This is a genomic window from Neisseria sp. HMSC067G12 (assembly GCF_001812725.1).
GTDB lineage: Bacteria > Pseudomonadota > Gammaproteobacteria > Burkholderiales > Neisseriaceae > Neisseria > Neisseria perflava.
The window spans coordinates 54,930-71,261 of sequence record NZ_KV810182.1 but is presented as its reverse complement, the minus strand read 5'-3'; the positions used below and the strand labels follow the sequence as shown (position 1 = coordinate 71,261).

17 protein-coding genes are annotated in these 16,332 nt (G+C 49.4%); 4 read left to right on the top strand and 13 right to left on the bottom strand.

Annotated elements, in window-relative coordinates:
* Positions 1 to 82: 82 nt before the first annotated feature.
* Positions 83 to 457: a hypothetical protein gene (locus tag HMPREF2871_RS00440; protein ID WP_004519975.1), complete on the bottom strand. Its 375-nt coding sequence runs from the start codon at positions 455 to 457 to the stop codon at positions 83 to 85.
* A gap of 151 nt (positions 458 to 608) precedes the next feature.
* Here HMPREF2871_RS00440 and HMPREF2871_RS00435 point away from each other — a divergent pair, with 151 nt between their 5' ends.
* From HMPREF2871_RS00435 to HMPREF2871_RS00420, 4 genes are all read left to right on the top strand, one after another.
* Positions 609 to 1,916: a replication-associated recombination protein A gene (locus tag HMPREF2871_RS00435; protein ID WP_049336804.1), complete on the top strand. Its 1,308-nt coding sequence runs from the start codon at positions 609 to 611 to the stop codon at positions 1,914 to 1,916.
* 103 nt (positions 1,917 to 2,019) lie between these two features.
* Positions 2,020 to 3,321: a polyamine export protein PaeA gene (locus HMPREF2871_RS00430; protein ID WP_049336803.1), complete on the top strand. Its 1,302-nt coding sequence runs from the start codon at positions 2,020 to 2,022 to the stop codon at positions 3,319 to 3,321.
* Positions 3,322 to 3,380: 59 nt separating this feature from the next.
* Positions 3,381 to 4,184: an RNA ligase family protein gene (locus HMPREF2871_RS00425; protein WP_004519970.1), complete on the top strand. Its 804-nt coding sequence runs from the start codon at positions 3,381 to 3,383 to the stop codon at positions 4,182 to 4,184.
* A gap of 32 nt (positions 4,185 to 4,216) precedes the next feature.
* On the top strand, positions 4,217 to 5,350 hold the full coding sequence (locus tag HMPREF2871_RS00420) for an AAA family ATPase (RefSeq protein ID WP_004519969.1): 1,134 nt from the start codon (positions 4,217 to 4,219) through the stop codon (positions 5,348 to 5,350).
* Positions 5,351 to 5,448: 98 nt separating this feature from the next.
* On the opposite strand, the gene HMPREF2871_RS00415 is transcribed toward HMPREF2871_RS00420, so the two are convergent.
* The 12 genes from HMPREF2871_RS00415 to HMPREF2871_RS00360 all read right to left on the bottom strand — a co-directional run bounded on the left by HMPREF2871_RS00415 (position 5,449) and on the right by HMPREF2871_RS00360 (position 16,289).
* The gene (locus tag HMPREF2871_RS00415) at positions 5,449 to 5,754 is read right to left on the bottom strand and encodes a hypothetical protein (protein ID WP_003746349.1); all 306 of its coding nucleotides are present in this window, start codon (positions 5,752 to 5,754) and stop codon (positions 5,449 to 5,451) included.
* A gap of 26 nt (positions 5,755 to 5,780) precedes the next feature.
* Positions 5,781 to 6,671 (bottom strand): NAD(+) kinase, encoded by an 891-nt coding sequence (locus HMPREF2871_RS00410; protein ID WP_036491160.1) that lies wholly within the window; start codon positions 6,669 to 6,671, stop codon positions 5,781 to 5,783.
* Positions 6,672 to 6,698: 27 nt separating this feature from the next.
* Entirely contained in the window at positions 6,699 to 7,271 is a 573-nt protein-coding gene (locus HMPREF2871_RS00405) for a ubiquinone biosynthesis accessory factor UbiJ (RefSeq protein ID WP_004519967.1), read from the bottom strand.
* A 50-nt stretch (positions 7,272 to 7,321) separates the two neighbouring features.
* Positions 7,322 to 8,095, bottom strand: coding sequence for an SDR family oxidoreductase (locus tag HMPREF2871_RS00400; protein WP_049344207.1), 774 nt, complete (start codon positions 8,093 to 8,095; stop codon positions 7,322 to 7,324).
* A gap of 89 nt (positions 8,096 to 8,184) precedes the next feature.
* On the bottom strand, positions 8,185 to 8,826 hold the full coding sequence (locus HMPREF2871_RS00395) for a TetR/AcrR family transcriptional regulator (RefSeq protein WP_036491149.1): 642 nt from the start codon (positions 8,824 to 8,826) through the stop codon (positions 8,185 to 8,187).
* A gap of 18 nt (positions 8,827 to 8,844) precedes the next feature.
* A complete protein-coding gene (gene murB, locus HMPREF2871_RS00390; protein ID WP_049344255.1) occupies positions 8,845 to 9,885 on the bottom strand; it encodes a UDP-N-acetylmuramate dehydrogenase in 1,041 nt (346 codons plus the stop codon).
* Positions 9,886 to 9,932: 47 nt separating this feature from the next.
* Entirely contained in the window at positions 9,933 to 10,706 is a 774-nt protein-coding gene (locus HMPREF2871_RS00385; protein ID WP_049344209.1) for an LEM-3-like GIY-YIG domain-containing protein, read from the bottom strand.
* Between the two features lie 63 nt (positions 10,707 to 10,769).
* Entirely contained in the window at positions 10,770 to 12,149 is a 1,380-nt protein-coding gene (locus HMPREF2871_RS00380; RefSeq protein WP_049344211.1) for an MATE family efflux transporter, read from the bottom strand.
* Between the two features lie 103 nt (positions 12,150 to 12,252).
* Positions 12,253 to 12,690: an acyl-CoA thioesterase gene (locus HMPREF2871_RS00375; protein ID WP_049344213.1), complete on the bottom strand. Its 438-nt coding sequence runs from the start codon at positions 12,688 to 12,690 to the stop codon at positions 12,253 to 12,255.
* Positions 12,691 to 12,716: 26 nt separating this feature from the next.
* Positions 12,717 to 13,646 (bottom strand): LpxL/LpxP family acyltransferase, encoded by a 930-nt coding sequence (locus tag HMPREF2871_RS00370; RefSeq protein WP_049344214.1) that lies wholly within the window; start codon positions 13,644 to 13,646, stop codon positions 12,717 to 12,719.
* Positions 13,647 to 13,650: 4 nt separating this feature from the next.
* Positions 13,651 to 14,376, bottom strand: a complete 726-nt coding sequence (locus HMPREF2871_RS00365) for a glycosyltransferase family 2 protein (protein WP_039862192.1) — start codon at positions 14,374 to 14,376, stop codon at positions 13,651 to 13,653.
* Positions 14,377 to 14,522: 146 nt separating this feature from the next.
* Positions 14,523 to 16,289, bottom strand: a complete 1,767-nt coding sequence (locus tag HMPREF2871_RS00360; RefSeq protein WP_070629724.1) for an ABC transporter ATP-binding protein/permease — start codon at positions 16,287 to 16,289, stop codon at positions 14,523 to 14,525.
* Positions 16,290 to 16,332 lie beyond the last annotated feature (43 nt).

The following is a 16,332-nucleotide window of genomic DNA, read 5'->3' as shown; positions in this document are numbered from 1 at the left end:
TCTTCTCTATGTATTTAAAATTCAAATAGAAAGTCAAAACGAATTCAGACGGCCTCGATATTAAAAAAGGCCGTCTGAACGATTATTTGTAGAGTCGTTTGAAGCAGGCGGTAACCGTTTTCGCAGTAACGGACGCAATGGCCTGATCGCGGGTTGCCGGGCTCAAGACTTGCATCATTTCGGTTGCAGTCAATTGGTTTGGTGCTTCTTCGCTGGCGCAGCCGCAGATTTTATTTTCCCATTCGGCTTGTTTTTCCGCACTCATGGCCAAAGCAATGACACGCCATTCGTTACGTTTGTTCAATTCGGTACGGCATTGGCTGTCTACCGCCATTTTCACTACGCTGCTGCCGATACCTGTACCGCTGCCCAAGCCGCCGAAAGATTCGCCGCCGGTAGCGCATGCACCCAATAAGAAAGCTGATGTAACAGCTGCCAAAAGAGTTTTTGAAGTCATGATGTTTCCTGTTAGCAAGGCCGTCTGAAACGCCCGAAGAGTTCTCAAAATAGCATGTATTATACCGTAATGCGGCCCGATATGTGAGTTTGCGAAACTGCCGTATAATGCTAGCGAGTTTTCTTTTTAATCAATCAGCACGAAAGCCGCTATGTCCGACCTTTTCGCCCGCCAACCCGAAGCCCCTTTAGCCGAACGCTTGCGCCCGCATTCTTTAGATGATGTCATCGGGCAGCAGCACTTAATCGGCGAAGGTAAACCTTTGCGCGTGGCGGTGGAAGGCGGGAAGCCGCATTCTATGTTGCTATGGGGGCCGCCGGGTGTAGGCAAAACCACGCTGGCACGGATTTTGGCGCAGAGTTTCAATGCCCAGTTTCTGCCGGTTTCCGCCGTATTTTCCGGCGTGAAAGACATACGCGAGGCAATCGAGAAAGCTGAAATTGCCTTGCAGCAAGGGCGCGCGACAATTTTGTTTGTTGACGAGGTACACCGCTTCAACAAAGCGCAGCAGGACGCATTTTTGCCTTATGTCGAAAGTGGCTTATTAACCTTTATCGGCGCCACCACGGAAAATCCGTCATTTGAAGTCAATCCGGCTTTACTTAGCAGGGCGCAGGTGTATGTCTTGCAATCCTTGTCTTCAGACGACCTGAAGAAGCTGATTACCAAAGTATTGGCTTTGCCTGAATACCAAGATTTCACGATTGAAGCAGATGCGCAAGAATTGCTTGTGAATACCGCCGATGGCGATGCGCGCAGATTGTTGAACTTGATCGAGCAGCTTTTACGCGCTGCTAATACACGTCGTCTGAAAACCCTGACCGCCGAATTTCTTGCCGACAGTTTGGGTGCGCAAATCCGTCGTTTTGATAAGGGTGGCGAGAGTTTCTACAATCAGATTTCCGCGCTGCACAAATCCGTGCGCGGTTCGCATCCTAACGCGGCCTTGTATTGGTTCTGCCGTATGCTCGACGGCGGTACCGACCCGCGCTATCTTGCCCGCCGCATTGTCCGCATGGCATGGGAAGACATCGGCTTGGCCGATCCGCGTGCCTTAACGATTGCCAATGATGCCGCCGCTACTTATGAGCGCTTAGGCTCGCCCGAAGGGGAGCTCGCACTGGCGCAAGCCGTGTTGTATCTCGCCGCCGCCGCGAAATCCAACGCGGGCTACAAGGCATACAACCAAATGCGCCGTTTCGTCAAAGAAAATGCCAGCGACGAAGTGCCTGTCCATCTGCGCAATGCGCCGACCAAACTGATGAAAGAATTGGGTTATGGACGCGAATACCGCTATGCCCATGACGAACCTAATGCCTACGCCGCTGGCGAAAGCTATATGCCCGACGGCTTGGATGAACCCGATTTCTATCAACCTGTCCCTCGTGGATTGGAAATCAAAATTGGCGAAAAGCTGAAATGGTTGAAATCCTTGGATGAAGATGCACTGGATGATTAAAACAATAAATGTACATAATACAAATCTAAGATCAAATTGAATTTTTCAGACGGCCTTTGCTGTTTGAATATTTTTAACCTATACCATACACACACACTTTTTCATGAATATTTTTGAAGCCTTACTATTATTGTGCCTGCTGATTGTCATTAGCGCGTTTGTATCCTGTTCCGAACTTGCGCTGGCTTCGGCACGCAAAATCAAATTGCAGGTCATGGCGAAAGACGGCGGCGATACGCGTGCGCTTGACGTAATCAATATGCAGCAGCAGCCGGGCAGTTTTATTACCGTTGTCCAAATCGGTTTGAACGCCGTCGCCATTCTTGCCGGTATTGTCGGCGAGGCAGCAATACGTCCGTATTTTGGCAAACTATTGGAGAACGCAGGTAGTTGGGGCAGCACAGTTGCCTCTTTGCTGACATTCTCGCTGGTTACAGGCAGCTTTATTTTAATTGCCGACCTGATGCCCAAGCGTATGGCAATGACCCATCCCGAAGCGGTGGCGGTACGCATTGTGCGTCCGATGATGTTTTTGATTTTTATCTTAAAGCCGTTTATTTTGATTTTTGACGGATTGGCAAACGCAATATTCAAGCTCTTCAAAATTTCCACCGTCCGTCAGGAACAACTGACTTCGGAAGACATTTACGCCGTCGTCGATGCCGGTGCGCAGGCTGGTGTGTTGAAAGAACAAGAACACTATCTGATTGAAAACATTTTCGATATGCAAGAGCGCAAGGTAACTTCCACCATGAGCACGCGCGAATACATTGTCTATTTTGATAAAAACGACAACAGCGATACCGTGTTGGAAATGATGTCGGACAAACCGCACAACAAATTCCTTGTGTGCGACGGCGATTTGGAACGCGTTATCGGCTATATCGAATCGCATACGTTGCTGACCTTATTTTTAAGAGAAAAAGATGTCCGGCTGACCGACAAGCGCGTGTTGCGTAAAGCCTTGTTTATCCCCGATACGCTGTCGCTTTACGATGTCTTGGAAACCTTCAAGACTTCTGGCGAAGACTTTGCCGTCGTAGTGAACGAATACGCGCTGGTGGTTGGCGTGGTAACGCTGAAAGATGTGATGAGCATTGTGATGGGCGAGCTGGTCAATACCGAAGAAGAGCCGCAAATCATCCGCCGTACCGAAGACACATGGTTGGTGGACGGCGCGACCCCGCTCGCCGATGTCATGCGTGCGTTGGATATCGAAGAGTTTCCCGATTCGGAAAACTACGAAACCATCGCCGGCTTTATGATGTATTCCCTGCGCAAAATCCCGAAACGTACAGATTTTCTGGTTTATGCCGGTTATAAGTTTGAAATTATCGATACTGAAAATTTGAAAATCGACCAGCTTTTGGTTTCCAAACAAGGAAATATGGTGGGAAAAATGTAACGGGTTGCTGGGAACACTTGAAAAGAAAATTAAAAAATGAATAAAAAGGAAAAAATATTATGACGACAACTGAACCTCAAAAATACGCCCGCAGCCTGCACGCGCCCATCAGCCTCGGCACGACTTCAGACGACCGCTTTATGCCGCGCGGCTTTCTTTCATATTTTGCCTCGCTGCCGAAATTGGTTTTAACCGAAAAATTAGATGGGCAAAACAACTGCTTTGCCGCGCACGGCCTCTATGCCCGTAGTCATGCTGCACCTACCCAGCATCCGTGGGATAAACCTTTGCTGCAACGATGGCAGCAAATCAAAGATGATTTGGGCGATCTCGAACTTTTTGGCGAGAATATGTACGGCATTCATTCGATTGCCTATTCTCAACTGGAAAGCTATTTTTATCTATTCGCCGTCCGCCGTGGCGGACATTGGCTTTCATGGGAAGAGGTTAAATTTTATGCGCAGCTGTTTGATTTTCCGACTGTGCCAGAAATCCCAATTGTCCAGCCGCTTGCAGATTCCACTCAAAAATACGCCAATGAAGATATTGCTTTAGCGCAATGGCTTGCCGCTAATTTGGGAGAGCCGTGGACAGACAGCGTACAAACTGCCGGTAAGCTTGGCGGCTACGATCCGAAAACAGGAGCGGCATGCAGTGAAGGTTTCGTTATCCGGAACGCCGCTGATTTTGCCACCAACAACGGCAACCTGCCTGTTCAATTCAATGAATTTGATAATCTTTTCAAATTGGTGCGAGCCAAACACGTTAAAACCGACGTTCATTGGACGAAAACTTGGAAGCCTGCCCGTCTTATCGATTACGACAAATACCATTGGCAAAGCTGGCAGTTTCAGACGGCCTGAAGTCCAATTATCCAATAATAAGAAAGACAATTATGTGGACATTCCCAGATTACATACCCGGTCAACTTCCTGATTGGCAAGCCTTAGAACGTCGTTTCAGCTGGTTTGCCGATATGAAGGATGTTCTGCAAGACCCTGAGTGGCATGCTGAAGGCGATGTATTTACGCATACCAAAATGGTGTGCGAAGCCCTTTTACAACTGCCCGAGTTTCAAGCGCTTGATGAACAGGAGCAACATATTCTGTTTGCTGCCGCCATACTGCATGATGTGGAAAAACGCAGTACGACCAAGCGTGAAATAGAAAACGGTAAAGAGCGTATCGTTTCGCCGCATCACGCAAAAAAAGGCGAGCATACTGCCCGTACTTTACTGTATACCGAATTTGCCGCTCCATTTGCCGTAAGAGAAGCAATCGCCAAACTTGTGCGCTTGCACGGATTGCCTTTATGGGCAATTAACAAGCCTAATCCTGATCGAGCTGTCATAGCGGCCAGTTTGCAGGTTAACACTGCACATCTTGCCATGCTGGCTAAAGCCGATGTCCTGGGTCGTATATGTTGCGACCAACAGGATATTTTGCTGCGCGTTGATTTGTTTCGTGAACTCTGTGAAGAAAATGCTTGTTGGGGTAAGGCACGTACGTTCGCCAGCGATTACGGACGCTATCTCTATCTTAACGGCCGTAGCGAAATGCCGGATTATCAGCCATTTGATGATCAGACCTTTGAGGTGTACGCCATGTGCGCCATAGCAGGTAGCGGCAAAGACAGCTACATCAGGCAACATCTTGCCCATTTACCTATGCTGTCGCTCGATGAGATTCGCCGTGAGCGTAAACTCAATCCCGCAGATTCCAAACATACCGCCGAAGCAGTGCGTTTGGGTAAAGAGCAGGCAAAAGAATACCTGCGAGCCCGTACGTCATTTGTCTTCAATGCGACCAATCTCAACCGCGACTTGCGCAGTAAATGGCTGCCGATGTTTGCCGATTACGGCGCACGTGTGCATCTCATTTATTTGGAAGTGCCTTACACGCAATTACTATCGCAAAACCGTAACCGCGAACATTCTGTTCCGAATGATGTGTTGCACCGCATGATAGAAAAGCTGGAAATCCCTGATTACAGTGAAGCGCATACGGTAGATTTTGTGGTCTCTTCTTAAAAAGTAAAGGGTTTTTGTAAGTAGGCCGTCTGAAACAATCTAATGTTTCAGACGGCCTTTTTATGAAATTAAAATTACTAGAGCTAAGGGGAAGGTCTTTATTCGCAATTTAAGCCTTTTGTTTTTTCAGCGAATGTATCCATGGCAATTTGGCACATGCGTTCACGTTGGCCTACGTCGGCAGCAGGCAGGATTTGGCGCAGGTATTTTGTGTTGTCACGTTGGAACGATGCTTTATCGCCTGCTTTTTGGTAACACGCATCCGCACGGGTAAAGTATTGCTGGCAGATTTTCGGCAATTCTTCAAAGGACAAGGGTTTGCTTTTGTGCATGCCGTGTGCGGAGACGGAGAGGGAGGAAAGGGCGCACAGCGCGATGATTAAGGTTTGGGAAATGGTTTTCATGGTAAGCCTATTTATTGAAGTGGTGTTTAAATCAATTGTTCGCCCCAATGCAGCTTTTGGCGCAGGGTTTTGAAGTATTGGTAATCGGTGGGATGGAGGACGCGCAAGGGATTGTGATAGCGGCGAATGATGATGCGGTCGAAGTTTTGCACGTCGATATGGGATTGTCCGTCAAAATGTGCGCGTGCGTCGCCGCTTTTGGTAATGAGGATTTCGATTACGCTGGTGTCGGAGATGGCAATCGGGCGGTTGGTCATGGATTGCGGACAGATAGGCACAAGCGTGAAGGCGTGCAGACCGGCTTGCATGATGGGGCCGCCGGCGGCAAGTGCATAAGCGGTCGAACCTGTCGGCGTGGAAATAATCAGGCCGTCCGAACGTTGGGTATAGACAAATTCTTGATTGATAAATACTTCAAATTCAATCATTTGGCCTGCACCGCCACGAGACAGTACGGTGTCGTTGAGGGCTAGGGCGCGTTCGATGGTTTCGCCGTCACGAATGATACTGGCTTCAATGAGGATGCGCTCTTCGGGCAGATATTTGCCTTCCAGTACGGGGCGGATACCCTCAACCATGGTGTCGCGTGAGATTTGGGTGAGAAAGCCTAAGTGGCCTTGATTGATGCCGATGATAGGAACGGCGCGCGGAGCAACTTCGCGGGCAGCGGAGAGGAAGGTACCGTCGCCGCCGAGCACAATGACGAGGTCGCAATATTTGCCCAGTTGGGCTTTGTTTACGGTTTCGCAGTAGGCGGAATCTTGGATATAGACGCAGTGTTCTTCTACGCTCAATTCATCCAGATAGATGGTGAAGCCGTTTTCGCGCAGAAAAGAAACCAATGTGTGGACGGTATCTTGAATTTCGGGCGTATTGGGACGTGTAACGATACCGATGTTTTTAAATGGGCTTTTCATGATAGTAGGCCGTCTGAAATTAAGTGTCTAATCTATCCAGATATCGCGCTCGAGGCGATCGAGGCGTTCGTTTAGGCGGGCAACGTCGTCACGCAGTTTGTCCACTTCTTCCAACCATGCGGCAAGCGTGGCTTGGTCGATAACAGGGGATTCGGGTTCGCGTGAAAAGTCGCTGATTTGCTCGGCAATGCTTTTGCCGATTTTTTTCATGGTGCGGCCGATGTCGCCGGCGCGCGAGCTGATACTTTCTGCGGCCACATGACCGAATACACGCGCCAAATCTTCGCTCGGATAATAGCGCAGTCCACCCAAAATAGGAAGGACGGACATGCCCAAGACCAAGTCGCCTTCGAGGCTGATGTCGCCCACGCCGGGCTGGCCGCCTTGGAGGATTTTTTGGATGGCGCTGTTGTGGAATGTGATGTTGGTGTCGGCGGTTTCATTTGCGGTTTCAAGAAAACCTTGTTCGCTGATGCGTCCGGTCAGTCTGAAACCGGTCAGGCTGATGCAGATGATGCTGCCTGCAAATTCAGACAGCTCGCGCTGTTGCTCTGGATTTTGCTGTATCAGGTGGTTGATAAGGGGAAATAGGGCGGACATGGTTTACTCTAAATGCCGTCTGAAACGGATGAATGGGTTGAGTCGCAATTTTACAGGCTTAGCCCGTCTGCGCAAACGGTATTTACAATTTTGCCGTTGCTTTCATCATCAACGATGAAATCAGGAGCGGGCAGGCCGAGTTTGGCCGCTTCGGCAGTATAAAATTCGGCCCGGCTTGGGTGGCGGGGTTCGACAATATTGCGGATACGTTTGCCGTCTGCTTGGCAGGCCGTCTGAAAAAGGATTTGGACGGCAAGATCCTTATGAAGAATATTAACGGGTTGATTGCCGCCTTGAATGTGTGTTTTTTGAACCAGCTTAGTAACGGGGTGACGGTCGGCAGAGTAAAGTCCGCCCAGTCGCAATATGTCGATATGGGGGACGGCGCTTTCCAGCAGGACTTGCTCAACCGCGAGGATTTGACGGGCGGATTCGGTTTGCGGATCAGGAGGCGTGGTTTCATCGCATACGCGTGCTTGGTTGCCATACACGCTGGTGCTGCTGGTAAAGATGATGTGTTGTACCTTGCATTGCTCGGCAAGTCGAATCCATTTTTTCAGGGTGTCGGCGTAATGGTTTAATGACGAAGGCGGAAGCAGGCAGAACCATGTCGGCTTGTTGATGTGGTTTTGCCACAAGGCCGAACTGTGAAAAATATCGTTTTGATTCAAATCGATGATGTCGAGCTCAATCGGCAGATTAATGTCGTCGGAGGTCAGGTTGCGTTTGACGGCGGCTACCTGACTGCCTTGCTCATAAAATTTTTGTGCCAGCGGTAGGCCGAGATAGCCTAAGCCGAGAATGGAAATATCGGGAAGGTGCATAAAGAAAGCATCCGAAAATTAACAGGCCGTCTGAAAATAGCTTTAACTTGGTTAAAGCCACGTTTTCAGACGGCCTTTGTATGGAAAAATTAATGGTTGCTGCCGATTTTTTGGTCAAATTCGGCACGGTGTTCCGGAAGGAGGTAAGGGCGCAACAGGCTGAGTGTGCGGCTGATGCCCCGTACTTTAGAATCTTCGGTCAACTTGGCGCGACCGCGCAGGGAGCTGTCGAAGTCGAACCAGTATTTCGTCACCATCCACATATTGACGGCAAGGTCGTTCATGGCGGTTTGGTCTGCACTGATGATGTTCAACCCGTTGAGCTGGGTCAGCAGGTTAACCAACAGCGGGGACACTTTGGCTTGGGTAAAGGTATTGTGTTCGCCCAATAATTCGGCACTGCGGGCAAGCAGGGTGTTCACATCGCTGAAAAGGAAACGGTATTCCCACATCACATCATAAATACCGGCCATGTAGTTGATGGAGTCTTCCACATTAGACGGCAATACGGCTTCATTAAGGTAGGCAAGCAGGGCCTCGCTGTAACGTTTGAACAATTGGACGATGATTTCGTCTTTGTTGCGGAAATGGTAGTAGAGGTTGCCCGGGCTGATACCTAAGTGGGCGGCAATATGGTTGGTGCTAATATTGCGCTCGCCTTCTTCGTTGAACAAGGCGAGGCTGGCATTGATGATTCGTGTGTAAGTGTTGACTTTAGCAATGCGCGGCATGGAATACACTCCTTTGTTTTATAGGCTGTATGAAGTAGGCAGCCAGTTGGGTTCTGCGTGTAATTCTACCTGAAATTGAGTAAATACTGTATTACAAACATATTGTGCCAGCTGGTGGACATCTTGCGCGGATGCATTGTTTTTATTCACCAAAACCAAAGCCTGTCTGTCATGCACTGCCGCACCGCCGATCTGATGACCTTTCAGACGGCATTGGTCAATCAGCCAGCCGGCCGCGAGTTTGACCGAACCGTCAGGCTGCGGATAGCGTGGCATATTGGGGTATTGCTGCAACAAATCGGCAGCTTTTTCAGCGCTGACAACAGGGTTTTTAAAGAAACTTCCGACATTACCAAGCACATTAGGATTAGGCAGTTTACTGTTGCGGATTGCACACACTGCGTCGGAAACATCTTTGGCCGTTGCTTCTCTGCCTTGGCTCAGTTCGGCAACCGCTGCTGCCAAATCGCCATAGCCCAAGTTCGGCACAAAATGCTCTTTTAGCGCAAATACAACCGAAACAATCACATAACGTCCCTTGCCTTCCTGTTTGAACAGGCTTTCACGATAGGCAAAGTCACAGTCGGAATTAGAAAGCTCGACAAAGGTTTCCGTATCCAAATCAAAGCAGCGTACGCTATGGATAACATCTTTCGCTTCAACACCATATGCACCGATGTTTTGTACCGGAGACGCGCCGACCGTGCCCGGAATCAGGCTGAGGTTTTCCAGCCCGCTTAAACCCAGTCCAACCGTATGCAAAACAAAATCATGCCAAATTTCCCCGGCTTGCGCTTCGATATAAACCAGGCCGTCTGAACGCTCAATTTCACGAATTCCCTTGTTTTCCATATGCACAACCAGACCGGCGTAGTCCTCCATCAAAAGGATATTGCTGCCGCCGCCGAGCCATAAAACAGTATCTCGGTTGAACTCGGGCAGCCGGACGATGTCGCGTAATTCATCGGCATGTTTGAGTGAAACAAATGCTTGGGCTTGGGCTTTCAGGCCGAAAGTGTTGTAGGGAGTGAGGTCGGTTTGGTATTGGATGGGTTGCATGATGATTTGTAATTTCGTGGATTTCAGGTCATCTGAAAATTTACTATTTAACAATTACGATAGGTAATGGGGTTTTGGGGGGCTTTATAGTTTTCTTGGGAAGAATAGGTCAGCTTGTCCACGATTTCTTGATAAATCTTGGATTCTTCTGGTAGTGGCTTGCCTTCAAACATCCAGCGGCCTTTAATAATATCATCGGCGGAAATCCATCTTTTGATTTCATATACTGCCAATGTCCAGCCGCGATAGACTGCAACTGCATATTTTGCTTTTTCACGTCGGTTTCCGATTTTCCAATATTTCCGTGTGCGCTCATAAATTTCCTTATGCCTATCGGCTTCAGGAATATTCCCTGATCTGATGTCTTTTTTCAGTTTCTCGTATTCTTTATTAATCGTAATTAAAACAATAGGTTCACCAGTTTTTAATTCTTGTGCATCATATTTTCGTTTTAATTCGGACAAGCTCATCAGTCCTACTTCAGAAGAATGCGTGCCGCCTTGAATATTAGTCAGCGGCTGCTGGCTCGGTTTGACTAGGGAGAGTAGGTCTATTGCCATCGCTTCATATTGTTCAGCTTGGTCGCTGGTTTTGATGCCGTGCCGTAGAATGTAATACACAGGCTGGTTCCCACTTTTATGTATTTCCCTAATCAAGGCAATTTTATCACTTGGCTTTTCTGTTTCTTGTAATGAGGCTTGGGCATGATGGAAAACGCGATTGTTCAAGCCTTTACCTACATAGAAAATATTGCCGTCTCTAGGGTCAATCAGGCAATAAATATAGTAAGCAAGTTTTTCTATAATGGAAGTTGAAAACATTTTTTTCCTTAAAAGTGAATAAGCCGTAAATAAAACATCAATAGAGGCCGTCTGAAAGAAATTTCAGACGGCCTGATGCGATTTGACCATCTCTTTACTGCAAAGCTCCAAGCACCATACCAATGCTATGGCGGCAATCGTCAGTGAAACGGTCAGCGCGGTCCAGAAGCCGTAAATGCCCATATCGACATGATAGGCAAGCAGGTAGCCGGGCAACAGGCCGCAGCCCCAGAAAGCGGCGGCATGGATGAACATCGGCATTTTGGTCACTTTATAGCCGCGCAGCGCATATGAAGCGATACATTGGGTGGCGTCTGCCAGTTGGAATAGGGAGGCGAAAAACAAAACAGTCGCGGCAATGCCTAATACTGCCGCATCGTTGGTGTACATACCGGCCAACTGAAAACGAAAGATGACCAAGAGTAGCGCGGTACAGGTGGCAAGTACCCAGCCTAACACCAGCGAAACGCCTGAAATATAACGCGTCCGCAAAAACTCGCGTCGTCCGAGCGAAAAGCCTACGCGCACCGTGCTTGCAGAGCCGACACTTTGTGGAATCATATACAAAATGCCTGACAGGCTGATGACGACTTGTTGCGCGGCGACATAATCCTCGCCGAATGGCGCCACCAAAAAGACGATAAACGAAAACGCGCTGGCTTCTAGAAAATAAGACAAGCCGATGGGTGCGCCGATTTTCCAAATCTGTTTGAAAGCCGCCAAATCGGGTTTGCCGATTTTTGCCGTCAAGCCAAACGGGCGGAAGAATTTTTCTTTGGCAATATAAAGCCACAAAGCCAATGCGCTGAACCAAAATACCGCTGCCGTTGCCACGCCGCAACCTGCGCCGCCCAAAGCAGGCATACCGAATTTGCCGTAAACGAACACATAGTTTAGCGGCACATTCAACACAAATGCCGCAAAGCTGACCAACATAATCACGCGCGGACGGTTCAAGCTGGAGGCATAGGCGTGCAGGGCGCGGTGTATCATGGCGGCCGGCATTGCCAAGCTGGTAAAGAACATATATTGCGCCATCGTATCTTCGACATAATCGCTCAATGTCAGCCAATGACGGAAAGGCATAATCATCGCCCACATCAACAGCATGCCGAATACGCCCAAACACAAGCCAAACCAAATGCCCTGCATTCCTGTTTTGCCGACTTCTTCGGTTTTACCTGCGCCGTACAGCTGGGCAATCATCGGGTTTAACGCCGCCATCACGCCCATAAAGGTAATGTAAATCGTGGAAAACGCGCTGCTGCCCAAAGCCACTGCGGCTAAATCTTCCTTACCTGCGCCACCGGCCATCACCGTATCGACAAAACCAATACCCACTTGCGCCACTTGTGCTAACAGCATAGGCAGGGCGAGGGCAGTAAGCAGGCGGGTTTCTTTTAAGAAAACAGGGAAGGCAAAGCGGTTGAGGTTTAGTAGCATAATTGTGTGTGGATTGAGGATAAAGGCCGTCTGAAATGGAAACTTTAAATTATAAAGGGTAAAGCTGATAAGCAGGCAATATGTTGTTTAATCGATAAATTTTTCAGACGGCCTTAAATGTCGGATGTCTTTTTACTGCTTCCAACCAGCTGTCCGGCGTTTGAAACTGCATCAGGCCGTCTGAAAGCGACACTGCGGCTTGGGTAGTCGAAGCGCGGGTCAGTTTTTCATTGGTTTTAACATCGTAAATGGTGTAATCGATACGCAGGCAGCTTTCGATTTCGACAATGTCCATATCAACGCGGATTTTTTGGCCGAAACGGGCAGGGCGGATGTATTTGAGGTTCATCTGCACAATCGGCCAGCTGTACCCCTGCTGCCCCATTTCGTTGTAGTCATAACCGATGGAAGACAGAAAAGCACAACGTGCGGTTTCAAGGTATTTGACATAGTTGCCGTGCCACACGATGTGCATGGCATCTACGTCAAAAAAAGGAACTTCAGTTTCAAAGCTGTGTTGGCAGTAGATGTGTTTTTTCATGGTTTAAAAGAGTAAGTGTGATGGTTTCAGACGGCGTCTTCGCCCCAAAAATCATAAAAATTGAACCATTGTAGCGGATTTTGCGCACATTCTTGCGCCAAAATGTCGGCAAAACCCTGCATCGCGTCTTTGACGGCAGACTCGCGGTTGCCGCGTTTCCAGCTGGAAGTATCGGCAAAGCGGCGCAGTTTCAAATGATAGCGGCCGTTTTGTTTAACGCAAAACAGCGTGTTTACCTGCGTTTTTAAGAGCGCAGCCAATAGCCATGCGCCTTGCGGCATAGGGGCGGTATGGCCTAAGAAATTAATGTCGGCGGTTTTCTCGCCGCGTACAGGCACGCGGTCGGCCGCGATGGCAATCCATTCGCCGTTTTCGATACGGCTGTTCAATTCCATCATCAGGGTGGTGTCCAAATCTGTTACCTGAATCAGACGGATATGATCTGCGCCGGCTTTTTGCAATGCCTCGTTAAATGCCTGTGCGTGCTTGCTGTGCACCAATACATTGAGTCTGAAATTTTTATGGTGCGACACCAGCGCACGGCAAACTTCGGTATTGCCCAAGTGCGAACAGGCAAAAATCTGGCCGCGTTCGTTGCGTTTGACTTGCGAATAGATGTCGTCAGGATCTTCAATCACCAAATCTTCATAACGGATTTTGCGTTGCCACACGGCAAAACGGTCGCAAACTGCTTCGCCAAATGCAACGAATTGTTTGAATACGCTGTGTTTCGGCAGGACGGTATGGGGAAAGGCCGTCTGAAGACGGGTTTGATAGCGTAAGACATGACGGCGCGGCTTGGGCGCGGTGGCATAAAAATACAGCACCACAAACCAAATGCACGGCCTCATCAAAAAGGCCGGCAGATGGCGCACCATCAATGTAGTCAGGGCGAGAAACAGGCGGCTGCCGCGTTCGGGCTGCGCCGCCCAATGGGTTTGTTTATTGTCGGCCATGGTTTCAGACGGCCTTTCCGAAAACTTTACCCAATCGGTGTTTCAACATACCGAAAAACAGCCGTGTGTGCATTTTGCTGATGCGGACATTGTCGGCAAAGGCATCGAAATGGGACACGCCGTCGGCGGCGTATTGGACGGGCGTTTTAATCCAAACCGGTTTGACGTTGCGCCAGTAGAGGCGAATAAGGATTTCCGTATCGAAGTCCATGCGGTCGCCTACGGTTTCTTCGCGGACAACGGACAGTGCGGGTGCAAGCGGATAGAGGCGGAAGCCGCACATGCCGTCTTTGATGTCGCATGACCAAGTGTGCAGCATATTCCAAAAGTCGGTAATTTTGCGTCCGTAAAGCCGTGCTTTAGGCGCGTCATCGCCGTATTGCGGCCAGCCGCAAACAACGGCTTCGGGATTTTGTTCTGCTGCGGCGAGGAGTTTGAGTGTGTCGTTCAAGCAGTGTTGGCCGTCTGCATCAACCTGTAAGACGTGGGTATAGCCATGTTCTTCGGCGTATTCCAAACCGGTTTTGACCGCTGCGCCTTTGCCGCCGTTGATGGGGCGGTAAAGGACATCAATGCCGTCTGAAACCAAAGCCTGCAATACAGGTTTGCATTCTTCGCGTGAACCGTCGTCCACAATTAAAACGTTTAAACCAAAGCCACGCATGGTTTGGGCAACGTGGCTGATGGTGGTCGGATGGTTGTAATGTGGAATAAGGGCCAGGGTTTTCATAAATATTTTTTAGACGACGTTAACACAATGCAGAGTATAGCAAATAAACATGCTATGGCGTTTGAAAAGGCCGTCTGAAACGGCGAGGACAAAATCGTTTGATTTCGTTTCTCACTGTTTCAGACGGCCTTTGGTATGCCCTTAATTCAGCATTGTACATGACCGACATCGAGGCATAAATCATGGAACTCGTTGAGCGTGCTGCGGTGTCCGATGCTGATGATGATGCTGTCGGGCAGTTTTTGTTTTAAAGCACGGTAGAGCATGGCTTCGGTCGGCTCGTCCAAGGCGGCGGTGGCTTCGTCGAGCAGGATGACTTTAGGCTGCGAGAGCAGGGCGCGGACGAAGGCGACGCGTTGCAGTTCGCCGGGGGAGAGTTTGTGTTGCCAGTCGTCGGTTTTGTCCAATTTATCAACGAGATAACCTAGGCGGCAGATATTCATGGCTTCGGCTAACTCAGGATGCTGTTTGTCGATGTCGGGGTAACAAATCGCGTCGCGCAGGCTGCCTTGCGCCGTGTACGGGCGTTGCGGCAGGAAGAGGATGTCTTGATGCGGTGGATGGCTGATTTTACCACTGCTGCCGAAAGGCCAAAGCCCAGCCAGCGCGCGCAGCAATGAAGTTTTGCCGCAACCGCTCGGGCCGCGTATCAACAGGGAATCGCCGCTTTTAAGGTTGATGTTGATGCTGTCCAATAAAACTTCGCCGTTGTGGCGGTATAGGGCGACGTTTTCCAAGATCAGGCCGTCTGAAACTTCGGTAAGGTCGGGTTGTCGTGCGGTGTGTTTTTCTTCCGTACTTAGCAAAAAGCCGTACAGACGCTCCAATCGGGCGCGGTAGGCGGTGAATTTGTTGTAGAACATCCGGAAGAAAGACAGCGCGTTTTGCAGTCGTGCGAAGGCTTGGACAGTCTGCTGGATGTCGCCGATTTTGATTTGTCCGGCAAACAGGCGCGGGGCTTGCAAAATAATGGGGAAGAGTTTGATGCCGTTGGTGAACATATCGTTAAAGCCGCTCAGGTAGACGCTTTGTCGCGCAATGCGCCAACGGTTGCGGATAATGGCTTTAAAGCGGTCGGAAAGCTGGTCATGTTCGTGTTTTTCGCCGCTGTAAAACGCCACGCTTTCGGCGTGGTCGCGTACGCGGATGAGGGAATAACGGTAGTCGCCGTTGAGCTTTTCGTTTTCATAGTTGTAACGAATCAACGGGTTACCTATCCACATGGCGATAAAGGTCGCCAAAATCACAAAGATAAAGACGAACCAAACAATGCCGCGCGGAATGTCAAAGCCAAACACGGTCAGGATGCCTGCCAAGCCCCACAAAACAACGGCAAATTCCAGCGAGGTAACGACCGAATTGACCATGCCGCGCACAAATTCTATGGTCGAGGCGATGAAATCCTGCGCGTCCTGTTGGATACGCTGGTCGATGTTGTCCGGCGCGTGGCGGCGCATTTGCAGGCGGTAGTAGTTTTTGTCGGCAAGCCAGCGTGAAGTCAAAACTTCATTGAGCCGCTCCGACCATTTAATCGCCAAGCCTTGATCGAGAAAGTCGTTGACGACGTTGTTAAACGCCCGTATCAACACCACGCCTGCATTCATCGCTGCAAACATCCAAAACGCGGAGGCATTCAAATCTTGCATCGAGTCGTAAAGCCCTTTGGACATAAAGGTACTCAACACATTCAGCCGTACTTCGGTTAACAGCAGCGTAATCATCGCCGTAATCAGCAGCAATACTTTAACTGCACTTTTCGGCGTCAGACACAGCCGCAGGATATAGCTAAACTCGCGCCCGAAGCGTGTATTGCGTGCAAAAAACAGAATTACCGCCGAGGCTGCAGCGACCATCAATAAGGTCTGCAATAGCCAAGACGGCGTGGAATAAAGCTCGATTTGCCATTTTTGCATGGAGTGTTCTCTGAAAGGATGTAAAGGCCGTCTGAAAGGACGG

Bases quoted from the DNA above. Each gene is read 5' to 3' on its own strand.
- HMPREF2871_RS00440 (WP_004519975.1), bottom strand. From the start codon at position 457: ATGACTTCAAAAACTCTTTTGGCAGCTGTTACATCAGCTTTCTTATTG.
- HMPREF2871_RS00435 (WP_049336804.1), top strand. From the start codon at position 609: ATGTCCGACCTTTTCGCCCGCCAACCCGAAGCCCCTTTAGCCGAACGC.
- HMPREF2871_RS00430 (WP_049336803.1), top strand. From the start codon at position 2,020: ATGAATATTTTTGAAGCCTTACTATTATTGTGCCTGCTGATTGTCATT.
- HMPREF2871_RS00425 (WP_004519970.1), top strand. From the start codon at position 3,381: ATGACGACAACTGAACCTCAAAAATACGCCCGCAGCCTGCACGCGCCC.
- HMPREF2871_RS00420 (WP_004519969.1), top strand. From the start codon at position 4,217: ATGTGGACATTCCCAGATTACATACCCGGTCAACTTCCTGATTGGCAA.
- HMPREF2871_RS00415 (WP_003746349.1), bottom strand. From the start codon at position 5,754: ATGAAAACCATTTCCCAAACCTTAATCATCGCGCTGTGCGCCCTTTCC.
- HMPREF2871_RS00410 (WP_036491160.1), bottom strand. From the start codon at position 6,671: ATGAAAAGCCCATTTAAAAACATCGGTATCGTTACACGTCCCAATACG.
- HMPREF2871_RS00405 (WP_004519967.1), bottom strand. From the start codon at position 7,271: ATGTCCGCCCTATTTCCCCTTATCAACCACCTGATACAGCAAAATCCA.
- HMPREF2871_RS00400 (WP_049344207.1), bottom strand. From the start codon at position 8,095: ATGCACCTTCCCGATATTTCCATTCTCGGCTTAGGCTATCTCGGCCTA.
- HMPREF2871_RS00395 (WP_036491149.1), bottom strand. From the start codon at position 8,826: ATGCCGCGCATTGCTAAAGTCAACACTTACACACGAATCATCAATGCC.
- murB (WP_049344255.1), bottom strand. From the start codon at position 9,885: ATGCAACCCATCCAATACCAAACCGACCTCACTCCCTACAACACTTTC.
- HMPREF2871_RS00385 (WP_049344209.1), bottom strand. From the start codon at position 10,706: ATGTTTTCAACTTCCATTATAGAAAAACTTGCTTACTATATTTATTGC.
- HMPREF2871_RS00380 (WP_049344211.1), bottom strand. From the start codon at position 12,149: ATGCTACTAAACCTCAACCGCTTTGCCTTCCCTGTTTTCTTAAAAGAA.
- HMPREF2871_RS00375 (WP_049344213.1), bottom strand. From the start codon at position 12,690: ATGAAAAAACACATCTACTGCCAACACAGCTTTGAAACTGAAGTTCCT.
- HMPREF2871_RS00370 (WP_049344214.1), bottom strand. From the start codon at position 13,646: ATGGCCGACAATAAACAAACCCATTGGGCGGCGCAGCCCGAACGCGGC.
- HMPREF2871_RS00365 (WP_039862192.1), bottom strand. From the start codon at position 14,376: ATGAAAACCCTGGCCCTTATTCCACATTACAACCATCCGACCACCATC.
- HMPREF2871_RS00360 (WP_070629724.1), bottom strand. From the start codon at position 16,289: ATGCAAAAATGGCAAATCGAGCTTTATTCCACGCCGTCTTGGCTATTG.